General features: G+C 56.1%; 18 protein-coding genes. 12 read left to right on the top strand and 6 right to left on the bottom strand.

All coding sequences use genetic code 11. The features are described from left to right. Positions 1-37 precede the first annotated feature (37 nt). Together N6P30_RS11585 and acpH are read right to left on the bottom strand one after the other, a co-directional pair. Complete coding sequence (locus N6P30_RS11585) at positions 38-640, bottom strand: peroxiredoxin (protein WP_008503347.1); 603 nt, start codon at positions 638-640, stop codon at positions 38-40. 127 nt (positions 641-767) lie between these two features. Further along, complete coding sequence (gene acpH, locus N6P30_RS11580; RefSeq protein ID WP_023293170.1) at positions 768-1,349, bottom strand: ACP phosphodiesterase; 582 nt, start codon at positions 1,347-1,349, stop codon at positions 768-770. A gap of 92 nt (positions 1,350-1,441) precedes the next feature. Here acpH and queA point away from each other — a divergent pair, with 92 nt between their 5' ends. The 7 genes from queA to N6P30_RS11545 all read left to right on the top strand — a co-directional run bounded on the left by queA (position 1,442) and on the right by N6P30_RS11545 (position 8,107). Further along, positions 1,442-2,512, top strand: coding sequence for a tRNA preQ1(34) S-adenosylmethionine ribosyltransferase-isomerase QueA (queA, locus tag N6P30_RS11575; RefSeq protein ID WP_008503345.1), 1,071 nt, complete (start codon positions 1,442-1,444; stop codon positions 2,510-2,512). A 53-nt stretch (positions 2,513-2,565) separates the two neighbouring features. After that, the gene (gene tgt, locus N6P30_RS11570; protein ID WP_003859110.1) at positions 2,566-3,693 is read left to right on the top strand and encodes a tRNA guanosine(34) transglycosylase Tgt; all 1,128 of its coding nucleotides are present in this window, start codon (positions 2,566-2,568) and stop codon (positions 3,691-3,693) included. A gap of 22 nt (positions 3,694-3,715) precedes the next feature. After that, a complete protein-coding gene (gene yajC / locus N6P30_RS11565; RefSeq protein WP_000007630.1) occupies positions 3,716-4,048 on the top strand; it encodes a preprotein translocase subunit YajC in 333 nt (110 codons plus the stop codon). 27 nt (positions 4,049-4,075) lie between these two features. Continuing rightward, positions 4,076-5,923 carry a protein translocase subunit SecD gene (gene secD, locus N6P30_RS11560; protein WP_021241665.1) on the top strand — a complete coding sequence of 616 codons (1,848 nt, stop codon included), beginning with the start codon at positions 4,076-4,078 and terminating at the stop codon, positions 5,921-5,923. Between the two features lie 10 nt (positions 5,924-5,933). Then, the gene (gene secF, locus N6P30_RS11555; RefSeq protein ID WP_008503342.1) at positions 5,934-6,905 is read left to right on the top strand and encodes a protein translocase subunit SecF; all 972 of its coding nucleotides are present in this window, start codon (positions 5,934-5,936) and stop codon (positions 6,903-6,905) included. 141 nt (positions 6,906-7,046) lie between these two features. Then, positions 7,047-7,412 (top strand): VOC family protein, encoded by a 366-nt coding sequence (locus N6P30_RS11550; RefSeq protein WP_008503341.1) that lies wholly within the window; start codon positions 7,047-7,049, stop codon positions 7,410-7,412. A 14-nt stretch (positions 7,413-7,426) separates the two neighbouring features. Next, the gene (locus N6P30_RS11545; RefSeq protein WP_008503340.1) at positions 7,427-8,107 is read left to right on the top strand and encodes a helix-turn-helix transcriptional regulator; all 681 of its coding nucleotides are present in this window, start codon (positions 7,427-7,429) and stop codon (positions 8,105-8,107) included. Positions 8,108-8,194: 87 nt separating this feature from the next. Here N6P30_RS11545 and N6P30_RS11540 read toward each other — a convergent pair whose 3' ends face one another. Continuing rightward, complete coding sequence (locus tag N6P30_RS11540) at positions 8,195-9,079, bottom strand: nucleoside-specific channel-forming protein Tsx (protein ID WP_031275068.1); 885 nt, start codon at positions 9,077-9,079, stop codon at positions 8,195-8,197. Positions 9,080-9,349: 270 nt separating this feature from the next. Next, complete coding sequence (locus N6P30_RS11535) at positions 9,350-9,889, bottom strand: DUF3251 domain-containing protein (RefSeq protein WP_008503338.1); 540 nt, start codon at positions 9,887-9,889, stop codon at positions 9,350-9,352. Between the two features lie 152 nt (positions 9,890-10,041). Here N6P30_RS11535 and nrdR point away from each other — a divergent pair, with 152 nt between their 5' ends. The 5 genes from nrdR (at position 10,042) to thiL (ending at position 13,647) form a co-directional block, all read left to right on the top strand. After that, positions 10,042-10,491 (top strand): transcriptional regulator NrdR, encoded by a 450-nt coding sequence (nrdR, locus tag N6P30_RS11530; RefSeq protein ID WP_008503337.1) that lies wholly within the window; start codon positions 10,042-10,044, stop codon positions 10,489-10,491. 4 nt (positions 10,492-10,495) lie between these two features. Next, positions 10,496-11,599: a bifunctional diaminohydroxyphosphoribosylaminopyrimidine deaminase/5-amino-6-(5-phosphoribosylamino)uracil reductase RibD gene (gene ribD, locus N6P30_RS11525; protein WP_023293168.1), complete on the top strand. Its 1,104-nt coding sequence runs from the start codon at positions 10,496-10,498 to the stop codon at positions 11,597-11,599. Between the two features lie 87 nt (positions 11,600-11,686). Further along, positions 11,687-12,157 (top strand): 6,7-dimethyl-8-ribityllumazine synthase, encoded by a 471-nt coding sequence (gene ribE, locus N6P30_RS11520; RefSeq protein ID WP_003859098.1) that lies wholly within the window; start codon positions 11,687-11,689, stop codon positions 12,155-12,157. Positions 12,158-12,178: 21 nt separating this feature from the next. Next, positions 12,179-12,598 (top strand): transcription antitermination factor NusB, encoded by a 420-nt coding sequence (gene nusB / locus N6P30_RS11515; protein WP_006809908.1) that lies wholly within the window; start codon positions 12,179-12,181, stop codon positions 12,596-12,598. A gap of 77 nt (positions 12,599-12,675) precedes the next feature. Further along, positions 12,676-13,647: a thiamine-phosphate kinase gene (gene thiL, locus N6P30_RS11510; RefSeq protein ID WP_021241664.1), complete on the top strand. Its 972-nt coding sequence runs from the start codon at positions 12,676-12,678 to the stop codon at positions 13,645-13,647. 61 nt (positions 13,648-13,708) lie between these two features. Here the strand turns inward: thiL and N6P30_RS11505 are convergent, their stop codons facing one another. Next, positions 13,709-14,683 carry an aldo/keto reductase gene (locus N6P30_RS11505; protein WP_023293167.1) on the bottom strand — a complete coding sequence of 325 codons (975 nt, stop codon included), beginning with the start codon at positions 14,681-14,683 and terminating at the stop codon, positions 13,709-13,711. Positions 14,684-14,747: 64 nt separating this feature from the next. Further along, on the bottom strand, positions 14,748-16,610 hold the full coding sequence (gene dxs / locus N6P30_RS11500) for a 1-deoxy-D-xylulose-5-phosphate synthase (protein ID WP_008503333.1): 1,863 nt from the start codon (positions 16,608-16,610) through the stop codon (positions 14,748-14,750). Positions 16,611-16,628 lie beyond the last annotated feature (18 nt).

Raw genomic sequence — 16,628 nt, 5'->3', positions numbered from 1 at the left:
GCCCGCATAAGCGGGCCTTTCTCGTAAACCGTGCCGATTACAGGCTGGATACGTTCTCAGACAGGTATTTAGCTACGCCGTCTGGGGAAGCAGCCATACCTTCTTTACCTTTTTCCCACTGAGCCGGGCACACTTCGCCGTGCTCTTCGTGGAACTGCAGCGCGTCAACCATGCGCAGCATTTCGTCGATGTTACGACCCAGCGGCAGATCGTTCACCACCTGGTGACGAACGATGCCGTTCGCGTCGATCAGGAAGGAACCGCGCAGCGCAACGCCAGCGTCCGGATGTTCGATACCGTAAGCCTGCTGGATTTCGCGTTTGATGTCCGCAACCATTGCGTATTTCACCGCACCGATGCCGCCTTTGTCGACAGGGGTGTTACGCCATGCGTTGTGTACAAACTCAGAGTCGAAGGAGACGCCAACCACTTCCACGCCACGCTTCTGGAATTCTTCATAACGTTTGTCGAACGCGATCAGCTCAGACGGGCAAACGAAAGTGAAGTCCATTGGCCAGAAGAACAGAACGGTCGCTTTACCGTTGGTGTGCTGTTTGAAGTTGAAGTTTTCAACGATTTCACCGTTGCCCAGAACTGCTGCAGCTGTAAAATCCGGAGCCGGACGAGTTACCAGAACCATATGATTCTCCTGTAGATACTAAGGTTATTTGGAACGCAACGCGAGCCAGTATAGAGAGTGTTCATGGATAAGACAAAGAGGTGGTGACAATCGTTCCGCCAGCTTTTACCTATCAATACGAATTCTGTTAGAGCTGTTTGTTTTTCGCCTGCGCCATCATGCGCGGGTAAAACCGCCAGAAGCGGGTCTCCAGCGCATCGTAATGTTCATCCAGGTCATACCAGGAATCCCGCAGCGCATCCAGGCGCGGGCGACGGCTCGCCATCCCATTCAACACGTTCTGAATGAAATCCATCTCGCGATAGCGCTCCAGCCAGCGCTCTGACCACAGGTAGTTATTCAGATTCACAAAGCGCGGCGGCGAGTCGGGCAGAATGATCGACACCTGCTGATGGGCATAACGCACAAATTCCGGCAGGGGAAGCTCCGGCGAGAGCTGTGCCCAGTGGCGCGACAGGAAATGGTCCCACATCACATCAAGCGTGATCGGTGCGACGCGGCGCGTTTCCGGCCGAAACCACGCTTTGGCTTCCGTCACTTCCGGCAGCTTATCCGTCAGCACGTCGATGCGGCGGTGCATAAAAATCCCGTCGACAACCTCAGGGGCGTACGCTTCCGCGGGGTTGCCGCGTACGAAATCGGCCAGCAAATTGCCGGACAGGGAGCTGTCAGCGAGGTGAGCGAGATGCAGGTGAGCGAGAAAATTCATGCGTTTTATTTGTCCGGGGGCGGCTAGTTGTTGCAGCAAAAGGGTGTGAGCACTAGACTATGCCGCCTGTTTTTAAGTCACGAGTATACGTCATGCGCGTCGCCGATTTCTCCTTTGAACTACCTGAATCCCTGATTGCTCACTATCCCATGCCTGAGCGCAGCAGCTGTCGTTTACTGTCACTGGATGGGCCAACGGGCGAGCTGACGCACGGTACTTTCACCGATTTGCTCGACAAGCTCAACCCTGGCGATCTGCTGGTCTTTAACAATACCCGCGTGATCCCGGCGCGCCTGTTCGGCCGTAAGGCCAGCGGCGGCAAGATTGAAGTGCTGGTCGAACGTATGCTCGATGATAAACGTATTCTGGCACATATTCGCGCATCCAAAGCGCCAAAGCCGGGCGCGGAGCTGCTGCTGGGCGATGACGAGAGCATCAAGGCGACCATGACCGCGCGCCACGACGCGCTGTTCGAGGTGGAGTTCAACGACGAGCGCACGGTGCTCGATATTCTGAACGCCATCGGCCACATGCCGCTGCCGCCGTACATTGAGCGTCCGGACGAAGAGGCTGACCGCGAGCTGTACCAGACCGTCTACAGCCAGAAGCCTGGCGCGGTCGCGGCCCCGACGGCAGGCCTGCACTTTGATGAACCGCTGCTGGAAAAACTGCGCGCGAAAGGCATTGAGATGGCGTTTGTAACGCTGCACGTCGGGGCGGGAACCTTCCAGCCGGTGCGCGTGGACAGCATTGAAGACCACATCATGCACTCTGAGTATGCTGAAGTGCCGCAGGATGTCGTGGACGCGGTGCTGGCGGCGAAAGCGCGCGGTAGCCGCGTCGTGGCGGTCGGTACGACGTCTGTGCGCTCGCTGGAGAGCGCCGCGCAGGCCGCGAAAAGCGAGTTGATTGAGCCGTTCTTTGGCGATACGCAGATCTTTATCTACCCGGGTTACCAGTACAAAGTGATTGACGCGCTGGTGACCAACTTCCATCTGCCTGAATCGACGCTGATTATGCTGGTCTCTGCGTTCGCGGGATATCAGCATACGATGAATGCCTACAAGTCTGCGGTAGAACAAAAATATCGCTTTTTTAGCTACGGGGACGCGATGTTTATCACGTACAATCCGCAGGCTTTGAATGAGCGTGTCGGGGAATAAGTCCGCGGCACCGTTTTACAACGTTGGACTGTTTTTCTGACGTCGGAGAAAAAATGAAATTTGAACTCGATACCACCGACGGTCGCGCGCGCCGCGGTCGCCTGGTGTTTGATCGCGGCGTGGTGGAAACCCCCGCGTTTATGCCTGTGGGCACGTACGGCACCGTAAAAGGGATGACGCCGGAAGAAGTTGAAGCCACTGGCGCGCAGATTATCCTCGGCAATACCTTCCACCTGTGGCTGCGTCCGGGTCAGGAGATCATGAAGCTCCACGGCGACCTGCACGACTTCATGCAGTGGAAAGGCCCTATCCTGACCGACTCCGGCGGTTTCCAGGTCTTCAGCCTGGGGGATATCCGCAAGATCACCGAGCAGGGCGTTCACTTCCGTAACCCGATCAACGGCGATCCGATTTTCCTCGATCCCGAAAAATCAATGGAGATTCAGTACGATCTCGGCTCTGACATCGTGATGATCTTCGACGAATGCACGCCGTATCCGGCCGACTGGGACTACGCCAAGCGTTCCATGGAGATGTCTCTGCGCTGGGCGAAGCGTAGCCGTGACCGTTTTGACTCCCTGCAGAACAAAAATGCGCTGTTCGGCATTATCCAGGGCAGCGTTTACGAAGATTTACGCGATATCTCTGTTAAAGGTCTGGTAGAGATAGGTTTTGATGGCTACGCTGTCGGCGGTTTGGCTGTGGGTGAGCCGAAGGAAGACATGCACCGCATTCTGGAGCACGTCTGCCCGCAAATCCCGGCGGATAAACCACGATACCTGATGGGCGTGGGCAAACCGGAAGATCTGGTTGAAGGCGTACGCCGCGGCATTGATATGTTCGACTGCGTCATGCCAACCCGCAACGCGCGTAACGGCCATCTGTTCGTTACCGATGGCGTGGTGAAAATCCGTAACGCGAAGCATAAGAGTGACACCAGCCCGCTCGATTCCGAGTGCGATTGCTATACCTGTCGCAATTATTCTCGCGCGTACCTGCATCATCTCGATCGTTGCAACGAGATTTTGGGCGCGCGTCTCAATACCATTCATAATCTTCGTTATTATCAGCGCTTAATGGCTGGTTTACGTAAGGCTATCGAAGAGGGTAAATTAGAGAGCTTCGTGACCGATTTCTACCAACGTCAGGGGCGGGATGTTCCACCGTTGAACGTTGATTAATTTTAATAATGAGGGAATTTGAATGAGCTTTTTTATTTCTGATGCGGTAGCAGCAACAGGCGCTCCAGCGCAGGGCAGCCCAATGTCTCTGATTCTGATGCTGGTTGTGTTCGGTCTGATCTTCTATTTCATGATCCTGCGCCCACAGCAGAAGCGCACCAAAGAGCACAAAAAGCTGATGGACTCCATCGCGAAAGGCGATGAAGTGCTGACCAACGGTGGTCTGGTCGGTCGCGTAACCAAAGTGGCTGAAAGTGGCTACATTGCAATCGCCCTGAACGACACCACTGAAGTGGTCATCAAACGTGACTTCGTAGCTGCCGTTCTGCCGAAAGGCACCATGAAGGCGCTGTAATCCCAACTTTTCCCAAAGGGAACTGCCGTGTTAAACCGTTATCCTTTGTGGAAGTACATCATGCTGGTCGTCGTGATTCTCGTCGGCCTGCTGTACGCGCTTCCCAACCTGTATGGTGAGGATCCGGCTGTTCAAATCACTGGCGCGCGCGGTGTCGCCGCCAGTGAGCAAACGCTGATCCAGGTCCAGAAAACGTTACAAGAAGAAAAAATTACCGCTAAGTCTGTGGCACTGGAAGAGGGCGCAATTCTTGCTCGCTTCGACACCACCGACACGCAGCTCCGCGCACGTGAAGCGCTGATGGGCGTGCTGGGTGATAAATACGTCGTGGCGCTTAACCTTGCCCCTGCAACCCCGCGTTGGCTGGCTGCGATGAATGCAGAGCCAATGAAACTCGGTCTTGACCTGCGTGGCGGCGTTCACTTCCTGATGGAGGTGGATATGGATACCGCGCTCGGCAAGCTGCAGGAACAGAATATCGACAGCCTGCGCAGCGATCTGCGTGATAAAGGCATCGCTTACACCACCGTGCGTAAAGAAGATAACTACGGCATGAGCATCACGTTCCGCGACAGCGCGGCGCGCGATCAGGCTGTAGATTACCTGACCCAACGTCATCGTGACCTGGTGATCTCCTCGCAGGGCAGCAACCAGCTGCGCGCGGTGATGACCGATGCGCGCCTGAAAGAAGCGCGTGAATATGCCGTTCAGCAGAACATCAACATTCTGCGTAACCGTGTAAACCAACTGGGCGTGGCCGAGCCGCTGGTGCAGCGTCAGGGTGCTGACCGTATCGTGGTTGAACTGCCGGGTATCCAGGACACCGCGCGTGCGAAAGAGATTCTCGGTGCGACCGCAACGCTGGAATTCCGTCTGGTGAATACCAACGTTGACCAGTCTGCTGCCGCCTCTGGCCGTATTCCGGGTGACTCCGAAGTGAAACAGACCCGCGAAGGTCAGCCGGTTGTGCTGTACAAACGCGTGATTCTGACCGGTGACCACATCACCGACTCCACGTCGAGCCAGGATGAATACAACCAGCCGCAGGTTAACATCTCGCTGGATAGCGCGGGTGGTAACATCATGTCTAACTTCACCAAGGACAACATCGGTAAACCGATGGCGACCCTGTTCGTGGAGTACAAAGACAGCGGTAAGAAAGATGCAAACGGCCGTGCTGTGCTGGTGAAAGAGGAAGAGGTGATTAACATCGCCAATATCCAGTCTCGTCTGGGTAACAGCTTCCGTATTACCGGTATTAACAACCCGAACGAAGCGCGTCAGCTCTCCCTGCTGCTGCGTGCCGGTGCGCTGATAGCGCCAATTCAGATTGTTGAAGAACGTACCATTGGTCCAACTCTGGGTATGCAAAACATCCAGCAGGGCCTGGAAGCGTGTCTGGCCGGTCTGGTGGTCTCTATCCTGTTCATGATCTTCTTCTATAAGAAGTTTGGTCTGATTGCGACCTCCGCGCTGATCGCGAACCTGGTGCTGATTATCGGCATCATGTCCCTGCTGCCGGGAGCGACGCTGACCATGCCGGGGATTGCGGGTATCGTTCTGACCCTTGCGGTGGCGGTCGACGCCAACGTACTGATTAACGAACGTATCAAAGAAGAGTTGAGCAACGGTCGCTCTGTTCAGCAGGCGATTGATGAAGGTTATAAAGGCGCGTTCAGCTCTATCTTCGATGCGAACGTAACAACACTGATTAAGGTTCTTATCCTGTATGCAGTGGGTACTGGCGCGATCAAAGGCTTTGCGATTACAACCGGTATCGGTGTCGCAACGTCAATGTTTACCGCTATTGTCGGCACCCGTGCCATCGTGAACCTGCTGTACGGCGGCAAGCGCGTCAAAAAGCTGTCTATCTGAGGAGTGCGTTGTGGCACAGGAATATACTGTTGAACAATTGAACCACGGCCGTAAAGTCTGGGACTTTATGCGCTGGGACTACTGGGCCTTCGGCATTTCAGGTTTCCTGCTGATTCTGTCCATCGTCATTATGGGCGTGAAAGGCTTTAACTGGGGTCTCGATTTTACCGGTGGTACGGTAATTGAAATCTCCCTGGAAAAACCGGTCGATATGGACCAGATGCGCGAATCGCTGCAGAAAGCGGGCTTTGAAGAGCCGCTGCTGCAGAACTTTGGCAGCAGCCGCGACATCATGGTGCGTATGCCGCCGGTGCACGATGCCAACGGCAGCCAGGAGCTGGGCAGTAAGGTTGTTAGCGTGATTAACGAAACAACCAGCCAGAACGCGGCGGTTAAGCGTATTGAGTTCGTCGGCCCAAGCGTAGGTGCTGACCTGGCGCAGACCGGCGCGATGGCGCTGCTGGTGGCGCTGATCTCCATCCTGGTGTACGTCGGTTTCCGCTTTGAGTGGCGACTGGCGGCCGGTGTGGTTATCGCTCTGGCGCACGACGTGGTGATCACCATGGGCATACTGTCGCTGTTCCACATTGAGATTGACCTGACGATTGTGGCATCCCTGATGTCCGTCATCGGTTACTCACTGAACGACAGTATCGTGGTATCTGACCGTATCCGTGAAAACTTCCGTAAGATCCGTCGCGGTACGCCGTACGAAATCTTTAACGTGTCGTTGACCCAGACGCTGCACCGTACCTTGATCACATCCGGTACCACCCTGATGGTGATCCTGATGCTGTTCCTGTTCGGTGGCCCGGTTCTGGAAGGCTTCTCCTTGACCATGTTGATTGGTGTCACCATCGGTACGGCGTCGTCTATCTACGTTGCGTCCGCCCTGGCGCTGAAACTCGGCATGAAGCGTGAGCACCTGCTCCAGCAGAAAGTCGAAAAAGAAGGCGCGGATCAGCCGTCCATTCTGCCGTAAGGCGACGTTTACTGCGTATCAAAATCCCGGTCGGTTGACCGGGATTTTTTTTATCTGCTCCTGACAAACACTCCTGACAGTATGCTGTCAGGAGCCCTGTCGTAGACTCCTTCTGAACCCAAACAACAGGCAGGAGGATGTATGAAAAGCGTCATTAACTGGTTTGAAATTCCGGTCTCGGATATGGATCGCGCCATCAAATTTTATGAGCCGGTGATGCAGCTTGCGCTGCGTCGCGAGAAAATGGACTGTGCGGAGCTGGCCGTTTTTCCGCATGAGGATCCCGCCACCGGAGGCGCCCTGGCAAAATTTGACGGCGTTACACCGTCTTTGCAGGGCGCTATTATTTACCTGCATACTGACAATCTGGCGGCAACGCTCGATCGCATCGCCTCTGCGGGCGGCGAGTGCGTGTTTGGCCCGCTGGAACTGCCGCATGGCATTGGCACTATCGCCTTGTTTACCGACAGCGAGGGTAACCGCGTCGGCCTCCATCAACCTGCCTGAGAGCGAACTAAGAAATGACGCGACGCGCTGACCGTTTGTTTCAGATTGTGCAGATCCTGCGGGGCAGGCGTCTGACAACGGCAGCGCATCTGGCGGACCGGCTTGGCGTGTCCGAGCGTACGGTCTACCGCGATATCCGCGACCTGTCGCTTTCCGGCGTGCCGGTGGAAGGCGAGGCGGGGAGCGGATATCGGCTGATGTCGGGCTTTGACCTGCCGCCGCTGATGCTGACAAATAAGGAGTCCGAGGCGCTGATCGTCGCGATTCGCCTGCTCAAAACCTGGGGCGGGGAATCGCTGTCGCGCGAGCTGGAGTCGGCTCAGGAAAAGGTGCTGGCGATTCTGCCCGAGGAGAGTCGTCGAAAGGCGGAGCAGACGCGGATCTACGCCCCGGATTTTTGCATGCAAAGCCACTCCCGCAGCGATTTTGACAGGATCCATCAGGCAATTTCCGCCCAGCAGGTGCTGGCGCTGCATTACCGTGATGAAGCAGGACAGTTGTCTAAACGTGAGGTTCAGCCGCTGGGGCTGTTCTTCTGGGGAGAGCGCTGGCTGCTGGCGGCGTGGTGTGAACGGCGCGATGACTATCGCTGTTTCCGGCTCGACAGATGCCTCAATATTGTGGCTACGGAAAGGCGGTTTAGCGAAAGTGCGGACAGGTCTTTGGCGGATTTTTTGCGCAAGGTGAGGCAGTAAAAAGCCGGGTGGCGGCTACGCCTTACCCGGCTACATTTGGCTCGTAGGCCCGGTTAGCGTAGCGCCACCGGGCGAAACCCGCACTGATTAGAAGTTGTAACCTACAACCAGGTAACCACCCCAACCGGTAGAACGCACGCTGAAGTCGCCGTTGCCGAAGTTCAGGCTGGCGTCGTCGTTCCACTGACCACCGTTGTGCCAGTAACGTGCCACAACAGAGTAGTGCCAGTGATCGTAGTTCAGCGCCAGAATGTGGCTGGAGGCGATGGAGTTATTGGTACGCGCTTTCTTACCGTTCAGGTCACGGAAATCGTTGTCACCCAGGTCTGAGCCCCAGTCAAAGTTGGTGAAGCCGATATAGCTCAGGTTACCGCCCCACAGTTGGGTAATTGGCACAAAGTATTTCACTTTGAAACGGTAGCCATCCCACTCGTTTTCGTTCGCGGCACCGTAGTTCTGCCACTGATACTTAGCGTACACGTTCAGAGACAGGCTCATTGGCAGGCCGGTGTCGATGTCCGTACCCAGACCCATATACCAGGTGCTTTGTTCCTGAGAATCGTTGCGGCCCATGTCGTAAATGTAGTTATTCGCGAAGTACCACTCTTTGAACGGCCCGAAGCTTAGGTCGGTGCCGGTCAGCTTATCGATAGAGAAGCGTGGTTCGATTTCCATAAACAGCGGAGAGCCGTTGTTCCAGATACCTTTCGCATCGGTGTTACCACCAAAGAATACTGGCAGATCGACGTAGCCGTAGAAATCAAACCAGTCTTTCTTGGCGAACGCTTCATATTCCAGGTAGGTATCGTTACGAATCTGAGGTCCGAAACGCGTGTGGTAGCTGCCGACCACGTTAACGCTCTGGTGCCACCAGTCGGAGAGGTATTGTGGTTTGTCGTTTTCCGCTGCGTTAACAGTGAAAGAAGAGGACAGTGCCAGCACGGCGCCAGCTGCGAGTAATGTTTTTTTCATAATCATGCCACTGATTGAAATTCCCTTCCGGGAGTGAAAAATGCGCGAATTGCGTTTCTAAATATTTCGTGTTTCTGCGGTGCCTATTATAGGAATCCCTGCTCACAAAAATATGTGTTGTTTCACATATCTCTCATACGCGTAATCGATTGCGTTCACGTTTGCGTACTTTAAACGGCCGGGATTGTAGCGGCAATCATTTATGTTGCCAATCCATACGAAATGTAAATGTTAGCGGAGTGACATTTCACTCCGCTAAAAAAGAGAGGATTACTGCGCGGCGGGTTGAATGTCGTGAATGCGGATAAAGCCTAACTGTTCCGGCGTAAGGCCGCTTAACTGAAGCGGAATATCCACATCACTGGGTGCTAAAACACTGGCCGGGGCGGTGAAGAGCTGATTCTTCACGTTCACCTCCTGGTAGTTCTCCGTGGTGCCCTGGATCTGGCCCCACTCGACGGTGCCGCTGAAGGCCGGAAGCGGATCGTTGGACTCTCCCTTGATGCGTAATGTTGCGCGAGTACCATCGGCATTCGCCGCCACATTCACCAGAGACATTTTTAGCGTGCCAATCTGGCTGTTCAGCAGGGCAGGCGTATTCGCTCCCGGCAGCAGGTACACCCCGCTGGTAGATTTCGCGTTCAGCGCGTTTTGCTGGGTGATCTTCACCGTTTCTTTGTTTAGCTTGTCCATCGCCGTATTGAGCGTATTGACGCTCTGTTTCATCTGACGGACTTCGGTTTGCTGTGCACAGGCGCTAAGGGTGAAGAGGCTCCCCACCAGCAATATTTTCAGGTAACGTCTTGTCATTGCGTTTATTTCCTTGAAATAACGGATCGTCCTAATGGTAGCCAGCATCATTGTGTCAGACATAGATCCTTTTTCTCAAAAAGCTCTTCCTTTGTTGTCAGGCCAGTTCAGGGTAAAATGAAAATCAGTTAACCAGATAACAGGGATACCGTATGCATTGCCCATTCTGCTCCGCTGTGGATACCAAAGTCATCGACTCTCGCCTTGTGGGCGAAGGGTCTTCAGTGCGCCGTCGTCGGCAGTGTCTGGTGTGTAACGAGCGTTTCACGACCTTTGAGGTGGCAGAGCTGGTCATGCCGCGCGTGGTTAAAAGTAACGACGTGCGTGAGCCGTTTAACGAAGAGAAACTGCGCAGCGGAATGCTGAAAGCCCTTGAAAAACGTCCCGTCAGCGCGGACGACGTGGAGATGGCGCTAAACCACATAAAATCTTACCTTCGTGGTTTGGGTGAGCGTGAAGTGCCCAGCAAGATGATCGGCAACCTGGTAATGGAGCAGCTGAAAAAGCTCGATAAGGTCGCCTATATCCGCTTTGCCTCGGTCTACCGCAGTTTCGAAGACATCAAAGAGTTTGGCGAAGAGATCGCCCGCTTACAGGATTAAGCTCATGCAAGATGAGATGTACATGGCGCGAGCCATGAAGCTGGCGCAGCGCGGTCGTTTTACGACCCATCCCAACCCGAACGTCGGGTGCGTTATCGTTAACGATGGCGAGATCGTGGGGGAGGGCTTTCACTATCGCGCAGGCGAACCGCATGCTGAGGTTCATGCGCTGCGCATGGCCGGCGAGAAGGCGCGCGGTGCGACGGCCTACGTTACGCTGGAGCCCTGCAGCCATCACGGGCGTACGCCACCGTGCTGCGACGCGCTGATTGCCGCGGGGGTGTCGCGCGTGGTTGCATCGATGCAGGACCCGAATCCGCAGGTGGCCGGACGTGGTCTGTATCGTCTGCAGCAGGAAGGCATTGACGTCAGCCATGGCCTGATGATGCAGGACGCGGAAGCGCTCAACAAAGGTTTCCTGAAGCGCATGCGTACCGGGTTCCCGTATATCCAGCTTAAGCTGGGTGCCTCGCTGGACGGTCGTACGGCAATGGCAAACGGCGAGAGCCAGTGGATAACATCTCCGCAGGCAAGGCGCGATGTGCAACGTCTGCGCGCGCAAAGCCATGCTATTCTCACCAGCAGTGAAACCGTTCTGGCTGACGATCCGGCCATGACCGTGCGCTGGGACGAGCTGAATGCCGATACCCAGGCTCTGTATCCGCAGGAGAACCTGCGTCAGCCGCTGCGTATTGTCATTGATAGCCAGAACCGCGTGACGCCGGAGCACCGCATCGTCAAGCAGCCAGGGGAAACCTGGATTGCGCGCACCAAAGAAGATACGCGCGCATGGCCGGAAGGCGTACGCAGCATTACGGTGCCGGAACATAACGGGCATCTGGATCTGGTGGTGCTGATGATGCTGCTCGGCAAGCAGCAGGTGAACAGCATCTGGGTCGAAGCAGGCCCGACGCTCGCCGGCGCGTTCTTACAGGCCGGGCTGGTGGATGAGCTTCTCGTCTACGTTGCGCCTAAACTGTTGGGCAGTGACGCGCGCGGCCTGTTTGTGCTGCCCGGCCTTGAAAAACTGGCCGATGCACCACAACTCAAATTTAGCGAGATTCGTCCGGTAGGTCCGGATGTCTGCCTCCACTTAACGACAGCGTAATTGCTCCCGAAATAGGGAAGCAGTGCGCAAAGTATTATGATAAAATCCGCCCCCCTGCGGGGCCAAATGAACCCGTAAAGGAAGAGTATGAACATTATTGAAGCTGCTGTAGCTACCCCGGACGCTCGCGTCGCCATCACCATTGCGCGTTTCAACAACTTCATCAACGATAGCCTGCTGGAAGGTGCGGTTGACGCCCTGAAACGTATCGGCCAGGTTAAAGATGACAACATTACCGTTGTTTGGGTTCCAGGCGCTTACGAACTGCCACTGGCGGCGGGCGCGCTGGCGAAAACCGGTAAATATGACGCGGTGATTGCGCTGGGTACCGTTATTCGTGGCGGCACTGCGCACTTCGAATACGTTGCGGGCGGTGCAAGCAACGGTCTGGCACACGTTGCGCAGGATGCTGAAATTCCTGTCGCGTTCGGCGTGCTGACCACCGAAAGTATTGAACAAGCCATCGAACGTGCTGGCACCAAAGCCGGTAACAAAGGTGCAGAAGCTGCACTGACCGCGCTTGAAATGATCAATGTATTGAAAGCCATCAAGGCCTGATTTTTTTGTAAGGGGAATTCCGTGAAACCTGCTGCTCGTCGCCGCGCCCGTGAATGTGCCGTCCAGGCACTTTACTCCTGGCAGTTGTCCCAGAACGACATCGCTGATGTTGAATACCAGTTCCTGTCAGAACAGGACGTGAAAGACGTTGACGTTCTGTACTTCCGTGAACTGCTGTCGGGAGTGGCGACTAATAGCGCGTATCTCGATGGTCTGATGAAACCTTACCTGTCCCGTCTGCTCGAAGAGCTGGGTCAGGTAGAAAAAGCAGTGTTGCGCATTGCGCTGTTTGAGCTGTCTAAACGTGATGATGTGCCGTACAAAGTGGCCATCAACGAAGCGATCGAACTGGCGAAAACCTTCGGCGCTGAAGACAGCCACAAGTTTGTAAACGGCGTACTTGATAAAGCAGCACCTGCGATCCGTCCCCACAAAAAGTGATCCGCAAACCGGAGTTCTGCATTGCCTGACGGGCAGTGCGGCTCCGGTTTTTTCTTTTATTTGCTGAGGCATAACGTATGGCATGCGGCGAATTCTCCCTGATTGCCCGTTATTTCGACCGTGTCAGAACCTCTCGTCTTGATGTTGAAACCGGCATCGGCGATGACTGTGCACTTCTCAATATTCCCGAAAAACAGACGCTGGCAATCAGCACCGACACCTTAGTGTGCGGACGTCATTTTTTACCGGATATCGATCCTGCCGATCTGGCGTATAAGGCACTGGCGGTTAACGTCAGCGATCTGGCGGCGATGGGGGCCGATCCCGCGTGGTTAACCCTGGCGCTGACGCTGCCTGAGGTAGACGAAGCCTGGCTTGAAGCTTTCAGCGATGCGCTGTTTGAGCAGCTTAACTACTACGATATGCAGCTGATTGGCGGTGATACCACTGCCGGGCCGCTGTCGATGACGCTGGCGATCCATGGCTATGTACCGCTTGGTCGCGCGCTGAAGCGTTCGGGTGCAAAACCCGGCGACTGGATCTACGTGACCGGTACACCGGGCGACAGCGCCGCGGGCCTGGCGATTCTTCAGGATCGCTTAACCGTGAAGAACGCTGACGATGCGGCGTATCTGGTGAAACGCCATCTGCGCCCGACGCCGCGTATTCTGCACGGTCAGGCGCTGCGCGAGCGCGCAAGCTCGGCTATCGATCTCTCTGACGGGCTGATCTCAGATCTTGGCCATATTCTGAAGGCGAGCGGTGTCGGCGCGCGCGTTGACCTGGATCTGTTCCCGCTGTCAGAGGAACTGCTTCGTCATGTCGAACCTGAGCAGGCGCTGCGCTGGGCGCTGTCCGGTGGTGAAGATTATGAACTGTGCTTTACCGTTCCGGAGCTGAACCGTGGAACGCTCGACGTGGCGTTAGCGCATCTTGGCGCGAAATTCACCTGTATCGGGCAGATCATGCCGGAGAGTGAAGGGCTGAAGTTTGTGAAAGACGGTGCGCCGGTTACGCTGGACTGGAAAGGGTACGATCACTTCGCGTGATGTTGTACGCTCTGTATTGCCGGGTGGCGGCTCCGCCTTACCCGGCCTACAAAAGAGGGGCTTATTTAAACCCCACCACCGGATGCTGCTGATACGGCGTCTCCAGCTCGGCAACCTGTTCGGGCGTCAGCGTGATATCCACCGCGTTTAACAGTTCGTCCAACTGCTCTTCCCGGGACGTGCCGATAATGGGAGCCGCGACGCCGCGTTTACCCAGCAGCCATGCCAGCGCTACCTGGGCGCGGGTTGCGCCGGTATCGTCGGCAATCCCGGCCAAACGTTCGGCAATCAGCGCATCGCTGGCTTCTGTTCCGCCGTACAGATTTTTCCCCACCTCATCGGATACCAGCCGGGCCGTGGTTTCCCCCCACGGACGGGTCAGGCGACCGCGCGCGAGCGGGCTCCAGGGGATGACCGCCACGCCCTCCTGATGGCACAGCGGCAACATCTCACGCTCTTCTTCACGATAGATCAGATTGTAGTGATCCTGCATGGTGACAAAGCGCGCCCAGCCGTGCTGCGCCTGCAGATCCAGCGCCTGAGCAAACTGCGACGCGTGCATCGACGATGCGCCGATGTAGCGTGCTTTACCGGCTTTGACGACGTCGTTGAGCGCCTCAAGCGTCTCCTCGATCGGCGTGTTGTAATCCCAGCGGTGAATTTGCAGCAGGTCGACGTAATCCATGTTCAGGCGCCTGAGGCTGTCGTCAATGGAACGCAGGATCTGCGCGCGAGAAAGGCCCTGCGGCAGGTCCCCCACCGGGTAGTAGACCTTGGTGGCAACGACGATGTCATCCCGACGGGCAAAATCGCGCAGGGCGCGGCCGACAATCTCCTCGCTGCTGCCATCGGAGTAGCTGTTGGCGGTGTCAAAGAAGTTAATGCCGCCCTCGATGGCGCGTTTGATAATCGGACGGCTGCTCTCTTCCGGCAGCGTCCAGGCGTGGTTCCCCCGATCGGGCTCGCCAAAGGTCATGCATCCCAGACAAAGTCGGGAAACCTTAAGGTCCGTTTTTCCTAATGTTGTGTATTGCACGGTTCCGCTCCTGCTGTTTAAACAATACGTTTAAGCATAGCAGGAGCGGAAAAGGGGGGAGGGATCAGTCCAGCCAGGCGCGGATTTTAGCTTCGATACCGGCAGCGTCCAGGCCAATCGCCGCGCGGGCTTCGTCCTGGGTACCTTGCGGGATGAAGTAGTCCGGCAGGCCGAGGTTCAGTACCGGAACGGCTTTACGGTTTGCCATCAGCACCTCGTTCACGCCGCTGCCCGCACCGCCCATAATCGCGTTCTCTTCCAGCGTGACCAGCACGTCGTGCGCCTCAGCCATACTCAGGATCAGGGATTCGTCGAGCGGCTTCACAAAGCGCATATCCACGAGGGTGGCATTCAGCGTTTCAGCTACTTTCGCCGCCTCTGGCATCAGCGTGCCGAAGTTCAGGATCGCCACTTTCTCACCGCGACGTTTAACCAGACCTTTACCGATCGCCAGCTTCTCCAGCGGCTGCAGCTCAACGCCCACCGCATTGCCGCGCGGATAGCGAACGGCACTTGGGCCATCCTGATAGTGGTAGCCGGTAAACAGCATCTGACGACATTCGTTCTCGTCGCTTGGCGTCATGATCACCATATCCGGAATGCAGCGCAGGAACGACAGGTCAAACGCGCCCTGGTGCGTCTGGCCGTCGGCACCGACGATGCCCGCACGATCGATAGCAAACAGCACCGGCAGCTTCTGGATCGCCACGTCGTGGATCACCTGATCGTAGGCGCGCTGCAGGAAAGTGGAATAGATAGCGACAACCGGTTTGTAGCCGCCGATCGCCAGGCCCGCTGCAAATGTCACTGCGTGCTGCTCGGCAATGGCCACGTCGAAATACTGGTCAGGGTATTTTTTAGAGAACTCTACCATGCCGGAGCCTTCGCGCATGGCCGGGGTGATCGCCATCAGCTTGTTGTCTTTTGCGGCGGTTTCGCACAGCCAGTCGCCGAAGATTTTTGAATAGCTCGGCATGCCGCCGCTGCTTTTCGGCAGACAGCCGCTGGACGGGTCAAATTTCGGTACCGCGTGGAAGGTAATCGGATCTTTTTCCGCTGGTTCGTAGCCACGCCCTTTTTTGGTCATGATGTGCAGGAACTGCGGGCCTTTCAGGTCGCGCATGTTTTTGAGCGTGGTGACCAGCCCCAGTACGTCGTGGCCGTCAACCGGGCCAATATAGTTAAAGCCCAGCTCCTCAAACAGGGTACCCGGCACGACCATGCCTTTGATGTGCTCTTCGGTACGCTTAAGCAGCTCTTTGATCGGCGGTACGCCGGAGAAGACTTTTTTACCGCCTTCACGCAGCGAGGAGTAAAGCTTGCCGGAGAGCAGCTGTGCCAGATGGTTGTTCAGCGCGCCAACGTTCTCGGAGATCGACATTTCGTTATCGTTGAGGATAACCAGCATGTCCGGCTTGATGTCGCCCGCATGGTTCATGGCTTCGAAGGCCATACCCGCGGTGATGGCACCGTCGCCAATCACGCAGACGGTGCGGCGCTGCTTGTTCTCTTTCTCGGCGGCGACGGCAATACCGATGCCCGCAGAAATGGAGGTGGAGGAATGGCCGACGCTCAGCACGTCATACTCGCTCTCACCGCGCCACGGGAACGGATGCAGGCCACCTTTCTGACGAATAGTGCCAATTTTATCGCGACGTCCGGTCAGAATTTTGTGCGGATAGGCCTGGTGGCCCACGTCCCAGATGAGCTGATCGAACGGCGTGTTATAGACGTAGTGCAGCGCCACGGTCAGCTCTACCGTGCCAAGCCCGGAGGCGAAATGGCCGCTGGAGCGGCTTACGCTGTCGAGCAGGTAGCGACGCAGCTCGTCGCACAGCTTCGGCAGGCTCTCTTTCGGCAACAGACGTAACTCCTGGGTGGAGTCAACTAACGCCAGTGTCGGGTATTTGGCAATATCAAAACTCATCAAAGGCTCATCGAGATA

It is taken from the genome of Enterobacter sp. PL1, from assembly GCF_945957325.1.
Classification (GTDB): Bacteria; Pseudomonadota; Gammaproteobacteria; order Enterobacterales; family Enterobacteriaceae; genus Enterobacter; species Enterobacter roggenkampii.
The sequence above is the reverse complement of the archived record's forward strand: the minus strand, read 5'-3'. Positions and strand labels throughout refer to the sequence as shown.

What these genes read in the sequence shown, in the direction of transcription:
- ribD (WP_023293168.1), top strand. Translation starts at nt 10,496, where the DNA reads ATGCAAGATGAGATGTACATGGCGCGAGCCATGAAGCTGGCGCAGCGC.
- nrdR (WP_008503337.1), top strand. Translation starts at nt 10,042, where the DNA reads ATGCATTGCCCATTCTGCTCCGCTGTGGATACCAAAGTCATCGACTCT.
- yajC (WP_000007630.1), top strand. Translation starts at nt 3,716, where the DNA reads ATGAGCTTTTTTATTTCTGATGCGGTAGCAGCAACAGGCGCTCCAGCG.
- queA (WP_008503345.1), top strand. Translation starts at nt 1,442, where the DNA reads ATGCGCGTCGCCGATTTCTCCTTTGAACTACCTGAATCCCTGATTGCT.
- N6P30_RS11540 (WP_031275068.1), bottom strand. Translation starts at nt 9,079, where the DNA reads ATGAAAAAAACATTACTCGCAGCTGGCGCCGTGCTGGCACTGTCCTCT.
- N6P30_RS11545 (WP_008503340.1), top strand. Translation starts at nt 7,427, where the DNA reads ATGACGCGACGCGCTGACCGTTTGTTTCAGATTGTGCAGATCCTGCGG.
- ribE (WP_003859098.1), top strand. Translation starts at nt 11,687, where the DNA reads ATGAACATTATTGAAGCTGCTGTAGCTACCCCGGACGCTCGCGTCGCC.
- N6P30_RS11550 (WP_008503341.1), top strand. Translation starts at nt 7,047, where the DNA reads ATGAAAAGCGTCATTAACTGGTTTGAAATTCCGGTCTCGGATATGGAT.
- acpH (WP_023293170.1), bottom strand. Translation starts at nt 1,349, where the DNA reads ATGAATTTTCTCGCTCACCTGCATCTCGCTCACCTCGCTGACAGCTCC.
- thiL (WP_021241664.1), top strand. Translation starts at nt 12,676, where the DNA reads ATGGCATGCGGCGAATTCTCCCTGATTGCCCGTTATTTCGACCGTGTC.
- dxs (WP_008503333.1), bottom strand. Translation starts at nt 16,610, where the DNA reads ATGAGTTTTGATATTGCCAAATACCCGACACTGGCGTTAGTTGACTCC.
- tgt (WP_003859110.1), top strand. Translation starts at nt 2,566, where the DNA reads ATGAAATTTGAACTCGATACCACCGACGGTCGCGCGCGCCGCGGTCGC.
- N6P30_RS11585 (WP_008503347.1), bottom strand. Translation starts at nt 640, where the DNA reads ATGGTTCTGGTAACTCGTCCGGCTCCGGATTTTACAGCTGCAGCAGTT.
- N6P30_RS11535 (WP_008503338.1), bottom strand. Translation starts at nt 9,889, where the DNA reads ATGACAAGACGTTACCTGAAAATATTGCTGGTGGGGAGCCTCTTCACC.